12 protein-coding genes and 1 pseudogene are annotated in these 13133 nt (G+C 50.9%); 6 read left to right on the top strand and 7 right to left on the bottom strand.

The window, feature by feature from the left end; translation table 11 throughout:
• Window positions 1-125 precede the first annotated feature (125 nt).
• Window positions 126-2084 carry a molecular chaperone HtpG gene (gene htpG / locus CEK71_RS19950; protein ID WP_088621022.1) on the bottom strand — a complete coding sequence of 653 codons (1959 nt, stop codon included), beginning with the start codon at window positions 2082-2084 and terminating at the stop codon, window positions 126-128.
• Between the two features lie 166 nt (window positions 2085-2250).
• Window positions 2251-2853 (bottom strand): DedA family protein, encoded by a 603-nt coding sequence (locus CEK71_RS19945; protein WP_088621021.1) that lies wholly within the window; start codon window positions 2851-2853, stop codon window positions 2251-2253.
• Window positions 2854-3032: 179 nt separating this feature from the next.
• Between CEK71_RS19945 and folB the strand changes: the two genes are divergently transcribed.
• The 6 genes and pseudogenes from folB to CEK71_RS19915 form a co-directional block, all read left to right on the top strand.
• Window positions 3033-3392, top strand: a complete 360-nt coding sequence (gene folB / locus CEK71_RS19940) for a dihydroneopterin aldolase (protein WP_088621020.1) — start codon at window positions 3033-3035, stop codon at window positions 3390-3392.
• Window positions 3389-3892 carry a 2-amino-4-hydroxy-6-hydroxymethyldihydropteridine diphosphokinase gene (gene folK, locus CEK71_RS19935; protein WP_088621019.1) on the top strand — a complete coding sequence of 168 codons (504 nt, stop codon included), beginning with the start codon at window positions 3389-3391 and terminating at the stop codon, window positions 3890-3892. Before folB ends, folK begins: the two co-directional genes overlap by 4 nt.
• Before the next feature lie 270 nt (window positions 3893-4162).
• Complete coding sequence (locus CEK71_RS19930; RefSeq protein ID WP_088621018.1) at window positions 4163-4420, top strand: hypothetical protein; 258 nt, start codon at window positions 4163-4165, stop codon at window positions 4418-4420.
• 383 nt (window positions 4421-4803) lie between these two features.
• Entirely contained in the window at window positions 4804-5787 is a 984-nt protein-coding gene (locus CEK71_RS19925) for an NAD(P)/FAD-dependent oxidoreductase (protein ID WP_088621017.1), read from the top strand.
• On the top strand, window positions 5768-6757 hold the full coding sequence (locus CEK71_RS19920) for an ELM1/GtrOC1 family putative glycosyltransferase (RefSeq protein ID WP_232463698.1): 990 nt from the start codon (window positions 5768-5770) through the stop codon (window positions 6755-6757). Before CEK71_RS19925 ends, CEK71_RS19920 begins: the two co-directional genes overlap by 20 nt.
• Window positions 6758-6897: 140 nt before the next feature.
• Window positions 6898-7905, top strand: a pseudogene (locus CEK71_RS19915) (ATP-dependent nuclease); the annotation flags it as partial.
• Between the two features lie 702 nt (window positions 7906-8607).
• On the opposite strand, the gene CEK71_RS19910 reads toward CEK71_RS19915, so the two are convergent.
• The 5 genes from CEK71_RS19910 to CEK71_RS19890 form a co-directional block, all read right to left on the bottom strand.
• A complete protein-coding gene (locus tag CEK71_RS19910) occupies window positions 8608-9168 on the bottom strand; it encodes a chorismate--pyruvate lyase family protein (RefSeq protein WP_088621015.1) in 561 nt (186 codons plus the stop codon).
• A 5-nt stretch (window positions 9169-9173) separates the two neighbouring features.
• The gene (gene recG, locus CEK71_RS19905; protein ID WP_088621014.1) at window positions 9174-11255 is read right to left on the bottom strand and encodes an ATP-dependent DNA helicase RecG; all 2082 of its coding nucleotides are present in this window, start codon (window positions 11253-11255) and stop codon (window positions 9174-9176) included.
• Between the two features lie 44 nt (window positions 11256-11299).
• On the bottom strand, window positions 11300-11701 hold the full coding sequence (locus CEK71_RS19900) for a RidA family protein (protein ID WP_088621013.1): 402 nt from the start codon (window positions 11699-11701) through the stop codon (window positions 11300-11302).
• A gap of 233 nt (window positions 11702-11934) precedes the next feature.
• On the bottom strand, window positions 11935-12501 hold the full coding sequence (gene pth / locus CEK71_RS19895; protein WP_088621012.1) for an aminoacyl-tRNA hydrolase: 567 nt from the start codon (window positions 12499-12501) through the stop codon (window positions 11935-11937).
• 32 nt (window positions 12502-12533) lie between these two features.
• Entirely contained in the window at window positions 12534-13121 is a 588-nt protein-coding gene (locus tag CEK71_RS19890; RefSeq protein ID WP_088621011.1) for a 50S ribosomal protein L25/general stress protein Ctc, read from the bottom strand.
• Window positions 13122-13133: the final 12 nt, after the last annotated feature.

Here is a 13133-nt window from a genome sequence, read left to right as displayed (position 1 = left end):
CGATCAGGGAAAGTGCAACAAGGCATAAATACAGTTAGGATTGGGTAATATTACCCAAAAAACTGATTGCCTACGCAAAAAAAGGCCGGAATGCTCCGGCCTTTTTTATACCACCCAATTAGCGCTTAGTTCAACAAGCCTTGCAACAGGCCGTTCAATTTATGTACAAACGCCGTCGGGTCTTCCAATTGTCCGCCTTCGCTTAAAATCGCTTGGTCGAACAGGATATGCGCCAAATCGGCAAAACGGGCATCGTCTTGCTCAGACTTCAGGCGGGCGATTAAAGCGTGGCTAGGATTGATTTCAAAAATCGGTTTTCTGCCCATGCCCATGCCGCCCATTAATTGGCCCGCATCTTTCATAATGCGTTCCATATTGAGGCTCATGCCATACACATCAGCGACCAAACACGCGGGGGATTCGGTCAGGCGGTGGCTTAAGCGCACGTCGCTCACCTTATCGCCCAACACCTCTTTAATCTGTTTCAGCACCGACTCAAAGTCATGACTGACTTCTTCTTGGGCTTTTTTCTCTTCTTCGCTCTCTTCAACGCCTAAGTCCAAATCACCTTTGGCGACCGACTGCAAATGCTTGTCGGCAAAATCGCTTAAGTTAGTGACCAGCCACTCGTCGATACGGTCGGACAATAACAGGACTTCGATGCCTTTTTTACGGAAAATTTCCAGATGCGGGCTGTTTTTTGCCGCCGCAAAGCTGTCTGCTGTCACATAATAGATTTTGTCTTGGCCTTCTTTCATACGGCTGACATAATCTTCCAAGGTCACGTCTTGGGTGGTGCTGTCGGTCAGCGTTGAGGAGAAACGCAGCAATTTGGCGACGCGCTCTTTATTGCCGTGGTCTTCAATCACACCTTCTTTCATGACCGGGCCGAAATCTTTCCAGAATTGCGCGTATTTTTCCGGCTCATTTTTCGCCAAAGCTTCCAACATGCCCAAGACTTTTTTCACCGCACCTGCTTTAATGGTGCTGATTTGTTTGCTTTGTTGCAAAATTTCCCGCGACACGTTCAGCGGTAAGGAATTGGCATCAATAATCCCTTTGATAAAGCGCAAATACCGTGGCATCAACTGCTCGGCATCGTCCGTGATGAAGACTTTACGGATGTACAGCTTCACGCCGTGCTTGGCATCCCGGTCCCACAAATCAAACGGGGCGCGGGCAGGCACATACAGCAATAAGGTGTATTCGTTAGTGCCTTCGACTTTGCTGTGGACATGGGTCAGCGGGTCTTGGTAGTCATGGCCGACATGCTTATAAAATTCGTTGTAATCGTTATCGGAAATTTCCTGACGCGATTTAGTCCATAAGGCTGACGCGCTGTTGATGGTTTCTTCAACAATTTCCGGCGCGGCTGGTTCTTTGGCTTCGGCGTTTTCTTCGCCCTCTTCCGGTTCGTCGTCGTAGCTAGGCGCCGCCTCTTTGTCCATCACGATAGGCAAAGAAATATGGTCGGAGAATTTTCTGATAATGGAGCGGATACGGTAGCCGTCTAAGAACTCGCTTTCGGCTTCTTTCAAATGCAGGACGATTTCCGTACCGCGTCCGGCTTTTTCGACCGTTTCCAAGGTGTAATCGCCTTCGCCAGCGGATTCCCAACGGGTAGCTTGGTCGGTGGGAGCCCCGGCTTTGCGGGTCGTCAGGGTGACTTTATCGGCAACGATAAACGCCGAATAAAAGCCCACGCCGAATTGGCCGATCAGTTCGCTGTCTTTGGCTTGGTCGCCGGTCAGCGCGTCAAAAAATTGTTTGGTGCCGGATTTGGCAATCGTGCCGATATGTTCCTGCACTTCTTCGCGGGTCATGCCGATACCGTTATCGCTAATGGTGATGGTGCCTTGGTCTTTATCAAACGCCAAACGGATTTTTAACTCGCTGTCGCCTTCGTACAGGCCATCGTTAGACAAGGCCAAAAAGCGCAACTTATCGGCGGCATCAGAGGCGTTAGACACCAATTCGCGCAAGAAAATTTCCTTGTTGCTGTACAAGGAATGGATCATTAAATGTAACAGGTGTTTGACTTCGGTCTGAAAGCCCAAAGTTTCTTTTTTTGCTTCAACAGTCATGTTTGATAATTCCCGATGGTTATAAAATATAGACAACCCCAATGTGGGGGCGAGCTGATAATTTTCAAGGCCCGGTGGTACAGATACCGAAGCAACGCAGGGCAATGGTTTTCAGCCACTGCACGATAGCCAGACCGAGCAAAGCCAAAACAGCGGCGGCAAAGCCCTACTGCTTAGGTCTGACCTTCACCTGCCAATACACCGCCACCAAGATGGCGCTAAACACCAACAGCCCTAAAACAATCTGATGCGAATACTGCGCAATCAACGCTTGGTTTTCCCCCAGAAAATAACCGACAAAGGTGAGGATAGTCACCCAAAGAAACGCCCCCAGTAAGGTATAGAGGGAAAACTTGAGGTGGTTCATGCCCGCCAAACCAGCGGGTATGGAAATCAGATGGCGGATAACCGGCAACAAGCGGCCTATAAAAGTGGAAATCTCGCCATGCTCGGCAAAATAGCGCTCAACCCGCACTAAAGTCTCTTCACGGATCAGCACATAATGGCCATATTTCACCAACAAAGGCCGGCCCAGCCAATGCGCGGCAAAGTAATTGACGTAAGCCCCGAACAGACTGCCCAAGGTGCCGCTAACAATCACCAGCGCCATATTCATTTTGCCCTCATGCACCAAATACCCGGCGGGCGGCATAATAATTTCGCTAGGGATGGGGATGACCGAACTCTCCATCGCCATCAGCAAAAAAATGCCCGTATAACCCATAGAGCCGATGGTAGTGACAAGCCAATTGATGACTTCGTGTAGCATGTGCGTTTCCTGTAATGGCGACCGTAAAAAAGCGCGATTTTAGCACTTTAAGGCGAAGGGCGTGTTATTGATGGTTTTAGACGCTGAGTCAGCGCCAAGCCCCCAAAAAGTAAACTTGTACACCCCGTGCATTTCCCCGATACTAGCGGCTTTTTAGCAGACCACGCGGAACCTTAAATATGGACATCGTTTTTTTAGGCGGCCTTAAAATTGATACCCTGATCGGCATTTATGATTGGGAACGGCAGCAACGGCAAACCGTGATTTTAGATATTGAAATGGCTTTTGACATTGCCAAAGCGGCGGACACCGACGACATCCGCTATGCCTTGGACTATAAGACCGTCTCCGACCGCATCATCAGCTTTGTCCAAGCCAGCGAATTTTTTCTGGTGGAGCGGCTGATTTCAGAAATTGCCGAGCTGATCCTCGGTGAATTTGCCGTGCCGTGGGTAAAAATCACCCTGAACAAAAAAGGCGCGATAGGCAGCGGTATTGATGTCGGCATCACCATCGAACGGGGAGTAAAAAGCACATGACCATCGGTTATATCAGCATCGGCAGCAATATCGAACGCAATAAACATATCGCGGCGGGGGTGCAGGCGCTGCACCACCTGTTCGGCGAACTGGTGGTGTCCAGTGTTTATGAAGCCGACGCGGTGGGCTTTCCCGGCGCCCCCTTTTACAATCTGGTGGTCGGTTTCAATTCCGAATTGGATGTCCACACCATCGCCCAACTGTTGCGGAAACTGGAATTTGCCCATGGCCGCCCGGCGGACAGCCAAAAATTCTCGGCGCGGACGTTAGACCTGGATTTGCTGCTCTACGGCGACACCGTCATCAACGACGACAGCCTGCAACTGCCCCGCCCCGATATAGAACGCTATGCCTTTGTCCTGGAGCCGTTGGCGGAAATCGCCCCCGACTTACAGCACCCGCTATTACAGCAAAGCTACGCGCAATTATGGGCAGCTATGGCCAAAACCAAGCCCTTGCAATGGCGGGTGGATGTGGCTTTGGAAGCACCACCAGAGTGATGGCTCACAAAAGCCTTTAGGAATGTGCATAAAATAAAATCTGTTGTAAAGACGTTGCACGGCAACGTCTTTAGCCACCTTTGGGCTGGCTAAACTTTAGCTGATGGTGCGCTTATAGGCTTCAAGACGTTGCCGTGCAACATCCCTACCGTCTTTAGCCTCACGCAACCGCTTTTTTGCTACTTGCCTTAAGCAACGAAATTCTTTTATACACATGCCTTAACGGGATGATTTATGTAGACTACGGATCTCAAGAGGGACGAGGTTTAGATGCACCCTTCAGATTATCAAGCCTGCGCGATTGGTGCTATTCCTTTAAATGGCATTCTGAGCGCCCTATTTTTATCACTGCAAGGATCTATTTACTCATGGGTCTTTGCAATCGTTAGTATCTTCGTCTATCTTGGGGCGATATATTGTTCGGCACTCGCAATTAAACATACCCGCCAGCTAATCGGTAAACTAGCTTTTAGCCTATTATTGGCTTTTTATTTATCACCTTTTTGGCTTTTTATTTATTACCTTTAATGGCTATGTCAACATTAATTGTTGAACACTTTTTATTTCCTGTGAAAAGCCTTACTTAAAGGTAGGCTGTAATTTTCGCCCAAAGCCGCGCCTTTTAAGGCTTCCACCATTAACGGTGACATAGCCAAATTAAATAATCCTATAGCCAAACCGCACCATCTTGTTGTGCCAACCCATCAAGAATAAATCCACAGCACAAGCTGCAAACCCAATCAACAGCGGCGGTTTTATTTGCTTACGCGCAAATTTCAGGTAAAGTGTTGGGAGTTCAGCCGCCACCCAACGTTAACCACCCAGGAGCCGCTATGTTACCGACCGCCAAAACCTGCCTGCGGGCTGTTGTAGGCACAGACTGCCTGCCAGACGGGCAGTATTGACGGCTTATGGTTAACGCTTCTACATCGGCAAAAGTCGCCATTATCGGCGGCGGCGTGGCGGGCATGGCCTGTGCGTTGTGGCTAAAACACCTCGGCTACACACCCGTTATCATCGAACAACACCCCCAACTGGGCGGGCAATTGCGGGATTTGCACCGCGTCAACCGCTGGGTGCTAGGGATGCCCGACAAAACGGGGGCAGAACTGGCCGCGCTTTACGCCGCCCATATCCGCCAAGAAACCATAGACATTATCTACTCTGCCCAACTGCTGGCACTGACCGCCGCCGCCCACGGCTTTACCGCCACCGTCCGGCAAGCCGACCAGCCGTACACACTCAACTTTTGCGCCATCGTCATCGCCACCGGGGTGCGCACCTTAGGCCTAGAAGTTTTCGCGCCCCTGCCCGGCTTCGCCGCCGCAGCCGGGCTAATCAGCAGCTTTCCCTTTGACCACTTGCTACCGCCCGATGCCCTAGCAGGTAAAACCGTTGCGGTCATCGGCGGCGGCGATAACGCCTACCTGACCGCCCAAGATGCCGCCCAAGCCGGAGCTTACGTCCAACTCGTAGTCCGCACCGTCCCCAAAGCCCGCGCGGCGGTGCGCCAAGCCGTACAAAAATACATCAATCTAGGCCAGATACAAGAACGCACCCACACCCAAGTGACTGCCTTCCACAGCCACCCGAACGGCGTTACCCTAGCCTTAAGCCAAGGCGGCAGCATCACCGTAGCACGGATTTTTGCCCGGCTGGGCTTTACCGCCAACACCGATAGCTTGGCAGGCTTGAGCGCCTTAGACGGCTTGGCGACCGAGCACGGCTATATCCAAACCGATGCCGCGCAACGCACCAACCTACCGTGGGTGTATGCCATCGGTGATGTCGCCAACGCACGGCATAAGTCAGTCGTCAATGCCATCGCCGAGGGCGCGAAGGCCGCACAGGATTTGAGCGAACGGGGACAAGACCATGACAAGCAATCCCAATAAGGCCAAACCGCTGGTCTGGGTCGTGGACAGCACCTACACAGGCGAACTGCACGCGCGTATCGGTTTGGCGGAACGCCTAGGCTATGGCTACCAACTCATCCCCCTACCTGAAGCGCCTAGCCGCACTTATGGACGGCACTTACAGCAACGCTATCGGCATGAAACCCAAGGCAATACCGCCACGCCCTTACTGGTCATCAGCGGCACCGGCGAAGAGACCACCGCCGCCATCGCCGACTTGCGCCCGCTGTTTGCGGGGCAATTAGTCACCATTTACCTAGCCTCCATCTTACCCGACGAACACCACCCCAGGCTGGCCGAATACGACCTGATCGCCTCGCCGCAACTGGCGGGCGACAATATCGTTACCCTGGTCGGCGTACCGCACCAACTCAGCCAAGACAACTTACGCCACGCCCGCCAGCAACACGCCGCCTACTTCGACACCCTGCCCCGCCCACTCATCGCCCTGCTGGTCGGCGGCAACACCCGCTACTGCGACGGCTTCACCGAAGACCACGCCCAACGCTTAGCCACACGGGTCGCCGCCATCAGCAAAACCCTAGGCGGCAGCTTAATCATCACCAACAGCCGCCGCACCCCCGCCCCCGCCCTAAACGCCCTACTGGCCGGACTGGACGGCATCCCCTACCAAGCCTTCGACTGGCAACACCTCGCCGACAACTTCTACCACGCCCTACTCGCCCACGCCGACCTGTTCGTCGTCACTGGCGACTCCTTATCCATGTGTTCAGAAGCAGCCTTTACAGGCAAACCCCTGTTAGTAGACCTCAGCAACACCGCCACCGAATGCTACCACCGCCAAATAGTCGGCGGCCTCATCACCTATGGCGCAGCAAAACTGCTCGGCGATACCTTCGAGCCGTGGCACTACACCCCACCCGACCCGACCGGGGCAGTGGTCAGCGTGATACAGCGGCGGTTTTTGGAGGAATCGGATGTTGATTAATTGTCAACGTCTCATCCACTGGATTAAACACTAAAACATAAGATATTTGGTTCTTACAATCTTAAACAAGCTGATGCCATACCCGCTATAATTACCCTAACAAATTAATGGCTGTAAATGGCACTTTTTAGGATTCGACGATGTTGTTAAATGGCTTTGGCTTTTCTGGTTATAGAAGCTTTGGGAATGATTTAGTAAAAATAGGACCGCTGAAAAAAATTAACTTTATTATTGGGCAAAACAATGTTGGCAAGTCGAATATAATAAATTTTATGGCTTACCGATATCCTTATTTTCTTTCTAGCGTAAAGGGTTCTACTTCGGATAGAAGAAATCTAACAATCCACGCTACTGATGACCATATCTCTGATTCAATTTCAACATACAGAATATCTTTTCCATTATTTAAAAATGATATCGATAATTATGCCGCTGACAAAAACTTAGACCCCTTTAATACCAATACTATAGCAAAGATTCTTCATTATCTTGGAGATGCAAATGGAGATATTTGGTTTACATATAAATCCAGCAATATTTATGAGCCTTTTTCATTAGAAATAAATACTGATAATATCAAAAATGTTTTCGATGCTAATTCATGGCAGAGGCTTTGGAGTTGTCTTACTAGACAACAAGAAGGAAACATAGATGCTCATTGGATACCAGAAACTATTAACGCCATCGCTTTCAGACCAAGGTCATCGCCAACAGTTGAAATTATCCCAGCCATCAGAAAAATCGGAGCCGCAGGAAGCCAGGCATCTGATTTTAGCGGCGAAGGAATTATTGAAAAATTAGCCAAAATACAAAACCCTTTACTGTCAGAACAAAGACATAAAGAAAAATTTATTGCCATTAACCATTTTTTGCAGAATGTCTTAAGCAACCCAACGGCTAGGATTGAAATCCCACATGACCGACAAATGATCTTAGTGGAGATGGATAATAAAATATTGCCTCTTGAATCCTTAGGGACTGGCATTCATGAAGTCATTATCATCGCGGCTGCCGCGACATTATTAGATGAAACCATTGTCTGCGTAGAAGAGCCAGAACTGCATTTACATCCATTATTGCAAAGAAAATTAATCAAATACTTATCAGAAGAAACCAGTAACCAATATTTCTTCACAACCCATTCGGCACACCTTTTAGATGCCGTAGAAGCAGAAATTTTTCACGTCACCCAGTTTAACGGAGCTTCTCAAGTAGAAGCTATATCCAGTACGCAGCAACGCTCGGCTATTTGTAATGATTTAGGTTACAAAGCATCGGATATTTTGCAAACCAACTGCATTATTTGGGTGGAAGGGCCATCAGATAGAATTTACTTAACTGATGTTACGCACCCCATCCCAAAAAGAGTATCATTGACGGATGGAAAAAGAAAAAATAGAACTCTACACAGACTACCTGATCTGCAATCAAGGCTTTGCAACGGCGACGGGCTTGTCGGCGATGCGCGGCTTCCGGGATGGTCAGGCCCTGTTCTTTCATCACTGAAAGCAGTTTTTTTCTGAATGCCGCTGGATAAGCCATTCGTTTTCCATTCAAGATGATCGTTTTTACAATAGCCTATTATCATATCAAATTATATTGGCTTGGCTATATACGTGAATTCATGTCGTTATGACGGAAAAAAATAGTTTCTATCTGATCACGCTTGCGCAACCACTACCACAGCCGCCGATCACAACAACTCCCCACCTTGGGCATTGGCGTTTAACCATTCTTGCTCTGCAACATCAAGGTCGGCAGTAGCATCGCACTGCGCCAACAATTCTTCTAAGTTATAGCAGGGCTTCATCTGCATCCCTATCAATAAACATTCATTTTCCACAGCCCCCCTAAACCGCCAAACTCCCCGGCAAAAAAAACTCACTAACTAACAAATGCTGATGCTGTAATCCATACACCGTACGCCGCCCCCACACCGGAGCGGCCACTGCCGCCAATGCACAGGTGGCGGGTGTCCATAAAACAGGCTGCACTAACGCCACATCCAACTGCAAACGCGCCAATTTCGGATAGGCGAAAATCACTTCGCCTAAAGGGCGGGTGCCGAGTTTTGCCAGATTGCTATGGGCAAAGGCGATGGTGCTGGCAGGGATGACGGTGCGGGCGAGTATCAAGGGTTGGCCGTCGGCGTGTAGCAAGACTTCCCGCACCAGCGCGTAACGCCGTGCGGGCAATTGCAAGCGTTGTTGTTCGCTGAGGAATGGGGTTTGCCACTGTAAATGCAGCAGGCTGACTTTTACGGCACTGCCGTAAGCGCGGCGTAGGCGTTGGGTCAATGATCCGGTTTCATACGTCCATGATTGCACGGCCTTGGGCAGTTGCTGGCGGATACCGCGCCGATTCGGCAACCATACAGGGTCACGGGTCACTAACAGGCTTCTTGTGGTCAAACTTACTACACCTCGGCGTAAAGCGTTTCGGTACCCAACCAGCGGTCGCAGAGCAATGCTATCGCTTCGGGGGAGTCAGTAAAAAGCTGGCCGCTGATCTGGGCAATGGCGGCAATCAGCTCGCCGTCACGCTGCAAATCGGCGACTTTAAATTGCATGGCTCCGGTTTGGCGGGTTCCCATCACTTCACCAGGGCCACGCAGTTGCAAATCTTTTTCGGCAATCACAAAGCCGTCGTTACTGTCCCGCAAAATGCCCAGCCGTTGCCGTGCGGTTTCCGATAACGGCGCTTGGTACATCAGCAAGCAAAAACTTTCGCCTTCGCCCCGCCCTACCCGCCCGCGCAACTGGTGCAATTGCGACAGGCCTAGGCGTTCGGGATTTTCGATAATCATCAACCCGGCATTCGGCACATCCACTCCGACTTCAATCACCGTGGTGGCGACCAATAAATCTAGGCTATGCTGTTTAAAGGCCTGCATCACCGCGTCTTTTTCCGCACTTTTCATGCGCCCATGCACCAGTCCGACCCGCACTGCGGGTAAGGCTTGCGCCAATAATTCGGCGGTTTTTTCGGCGGCTTGGCATTCCAAGACTTCGGACTCTTCAATCAGGGTACAGACCCAGTAAACTTGGCGGCGTTTGCCCACCCATTCGTTAATGCGGCCAATCACCTCGGCACGGCGTTCGGACGGGATAACGCGGGTCACCACGGGTTGCCGCCCCGGCGGCAGTTCATCAATAATGGAAATGTCCAAATCGGCATACTGTAACATCGCCAAGGTGCGCGGAATGGGCGTGGCGGTCATCACCAATTGGTGAGGACGGCAGCCCGCTTGTTGGCCTTTTTCCCGCAACGCCAAACGCTGGTGGACACCAAAACGGTGCTGCTCGTCGATAATCACCAGCCCTAAGTTCTGGAACTGCACGGTATCTTGGAATAAGGCATGGGTGCCGATCACCAGATTGACCGAACCATCTGCCAAGCTTTGCAATATCGCCTGCCGGGCGCGGCCTTTTGATTGCCCGCTTAAAAAACCCACTTGTACGGCAAATTCGACAAACCACGCGCTAAAATTCCGTAGATGTTGCTCCGCCAACAGCTCGGTAGGTGCCATCAGGGCGACTTGATAGCCCGCCGCCATGGCCAGCAAAGCGGTATAGGCGGCGACAATGGTCTTACCCGAACCGACATCGCCCTGCACTAGGCGCATCATCGGCTTGGCTTGGCGGCAATCGGCGACGATTTCGTCCAGTACCCGCCGCTGCGCCCCTGTCAGGGCAAACGGCAAGCCACTTAAAAACTGTGCCGTTAAACGTGCCTCTTCGCTAAATACCGGGGCTTGCCACGCCCGCGCCTGGTGCTTGAGCGTACATAAACGCAAATGGTGGGCGAGCAATTCTTCAAACGCCAAGCGTTTTAAGGCCGGCACCGTGCCGTTTTGCAAGGCTGCTACCGTTACGCTTTCATCGGGGGCATGTAGGGTTTGGATGGCTTCGGCTAAAGGCGGATAGCCGTAGGCCTGCAAAATCTCGGCAGGCACGGCATCCGCCAATAAGTGCGGCTGTTGCTGGCAATGCTGTAAGGCTTGTTTGACCGCTTTACGGATAACGCTTTGGCTTAGGCCTTCGGTCAATGGATACACGGGAGTTAAGCGGGTCTCCACGACTGCCGCCTCAGGGCCGCTGATTACCGTATAATCCGGGTGCACCATTTCCAAGCCTGCCATGCCATAGCGCACTTCGGCAAACACGCATAACCAAGTATCGGGCTTGAACAAAGTATGCTGGTTGGCGGAAAAATGGAAAAAGCGCAGCATCAACGCCCCGCTGCCGTCGCTGATTTTGCACACCAAGCTTTTGCGGCCTCTGGGCAAAATATCGACAAATTCCACTTTGCCGCACACCAAGGCAGTCATGCCCACTACCAAGTCGCCCATCCGGCAGACACGGGTACGGTCTTCATAACGGTGCGGCAAATGGAACACTAAATCTTGCAAGGTCCGCAAGCCCAGCTTCTCCAAACGGTTGGCCGTTTGCGCCCCTATGCCGCTTAAACTGATGACGGGCTGCTTAAGGATGCTCATAACGGGAACCTTACACCCTTAAGCCTATTATTGAAGCAATCCGCTTACAAGGGATATTCTTGGACAGGCAAGTGCATGATGGCATCCATTTCCACCGCCGCGCCTTTCGGTAACGCCGCAACCCCAATAGCTGCCCGCGCCGGATAAGGCTGTTGGAAATACTGCCCCATAATCTCATTCACCACCGGAAAATTCGCCAAATCGGTCAGAAACACATTTAACTTAACCACATCGGCAAAACTGCCGCCCGCCGCCTCGGCAACCGCTTGCAGGTTGTCAAACACACGGGTGATTTGCGCGGCAATGTCGCCTTCGACCAAGGTCATGGTCTCTGGCACCAAAGGAATTTGTCCCGAAAGATAAACCGCCTGGCCAACCTTGACCGCTTGCGAATAAGTGCCGATGGCTTGGGGGGCTTTATCAGTCTGGATAATGGTTTTCGTCATAGTGCTACCTTGTTATTGGAAGTATGGAGGGCAAGAAGGCCCTATTGTCTAAGAGGGTTATTTTTAGGGCAATTATAGGGCATTTCACCGCCTGTGTGAGCGGCAATTATCCAATAATTACGCCAAAATTGCTTTTTTGCGGTAGGGGTGCGCCAAAAAAGGCCGACCTGGCTTGCAACAAGTCCAGTAAAACGCGGAGAAGATGGGGAGGTTAAGGTAAAACGGGAGGGGGATTAGGTATTGAGCTTATTCATAGCCGCCGCAATATCACCGCTGACGATTTGGCCTATATAAGGCTTGGCTAAGGCGAAACTGTCTTCCAGCAACGGCCATTCGGCTTTGGCAGGTTCCGAGAGGACATAATCGGCGACGACTTTACCCGCCGCAGGACGGCCAATGCCGATGCGCAGACGGTAAAAATCATTACTGCCCAGATGCGCGATAATATCCCGCAAACCGTTATGACCCGCATGGCCGCCGCCTTTTTTCAGCTTAACCACGCCGACCGCAAAATCCAATTCGTCATGGACGACCAGAATTTCATCCGGCTGGATTTTATAATAACGCACCGCTTTGCCGACCGACTGCCCGCTACGGTTCATAAAGGTTTCGGGCTTTAAGAACAGGACTTTTTGGTAGGCAATGGCGGATTCCGCCACAAAAGCTTGGAATTTGCCGTCCAGTTGCCAACTGCCGCCCGTGCTGGCCAGCAAATCGTCTAAAAACAAAAACCCGGCATTATGCCGGGTTTTTTCGTACTGACGGCCTGGATTACCTAAACCAACAATCAATTTAATCATGACAGGGTTTAATCAAGGCTTAAGCAAATAGCTTAGCTGGCGGTGCGGGTCGCAGAAATAGTGACGACCGGCAGGTTATGGTCTTCGCCTTGTGCCAAAGCAACCACTTCAACACCCGCTGGCAGAACCAAATCGGACAAATGTAGGGTTTCAGAGACATCTAAGTTAGACAGATCGACTTCAATGAATTCGGGTAAAGCAGATGGCAAACAAGACACTTCAACGTCAACCATTGAATGGGTGGCAACGCCGCCTTTTTTGATGCCGACTGAAGAGCTTTCATTGATAAAATGCAAAGGCACATGGACTTTAACAGTCGCCGCCATATCAACGCGCAGGAAATCCAAATGCAGGATTTGGAATTTTGCAGGGTTGCGTTGTACACCTTTCAGAATGGCTTTTTCGGTTTTTCCGTCAACCGTAATGTCTAAAACATGCGAATAAACGGCTTCGTGTTCAAGGTGCTTGATCACTTCATTGTGGTTCAACACCAACATTTGAGGTTCACTTTGACCACCATAAATTACCGCAGGCACATTACCTAGACGACGTGAACGTCTTGCCGAACTCTTTCCAGAATTGGCGCGACTTTCGGCTACAAACTCAAATACGTTAGACATTCTCTTTTCAAC

This window comes from Methylovulum psychrotolerans, from assembly GCF_002209385.1.
Lineage (GTDB): Bacteria > Pseudomonadota > Gammaproteobacteria > Methylococcales > Methylomonadaceae > Methylovulum > Methylovulum psychrotolerans.
This window is presented reverse-complemented; position numbering and strand designations above follow the sequence as displayed.

Coding starts and splice junctions, on each gene's coding strand:
- CEK71_RS19890 (WP_088621011.1), bottom strand. CDS start 13,121: ATGTCTAACGTATTTGAGTTTGTAGCCGAAAGTCGCGCCAATTCTGGA.
- folB (WP_088621020.1), top strand. CDS start 3,033: ATGGACATCGTTTTTTTAGGCGGCCTTAAAATTGATACCCTGATCGGC.
- pth (WP_088621012.1), bottom strand. CDS start 12,501: ATGATTAAATTGATTGTTGGTTTAGGTAATCCAGGCCGTCAGTACGAA.
- CEK71_RS19925 (WP_088621017.1), top strand. CDS start 4,804: ATGGTTAACGCTTCTACATCGGCAAAAGTCGCCATTATCGGCGGCGGC.
- recG (WP_088621014.1), bottom strand. CDS start 11,255: ATGAGCATCCTTAAGCAGCCCGTCATCAGTTTAAGCGGCATAGGGGCG.
- CEK71_RS19945 (WP_088621021.1), bottom strand. CDS start 2,853: ATGCTACACGAAGTCATCAATTGGCTTGTCACTACCATCGGCTCTATG.
- CEK71_RS19930 (WP_088621018.1), top strand. CDS start 4,163: ATGCACCCTTCAGATTATCAAGCCTGCGCGATTGGTGCTATTCCTTTA.
- htpG (WP_088621022.1), bottom strand. CDS start 2,084: ATGACTGTTGAAGCAAAAAAAGAAACTTTGGGCTTTCAGACCGAAGTC.
- CEK71_RS19920 (WP_232463698.1), top strand. CDS start 5,768: ATGACAAGCAATCCCAATAAGGCCAAACCGCTGGTCTGGGTCGTGGAC.
- folK (WP_088621019.1), top strand. CDS start 3,389: ATGACCATCGGTTATATCAGCATCGGCAGCAATATCGAACGCAATAAA.
- CEK71_RS19900 (WP_088621013.1), bottom strand. CDS start 11,701: ATGACGAAAACCATTATCCAGACTGATAAAGCCCCCCAAGCCATCGGC.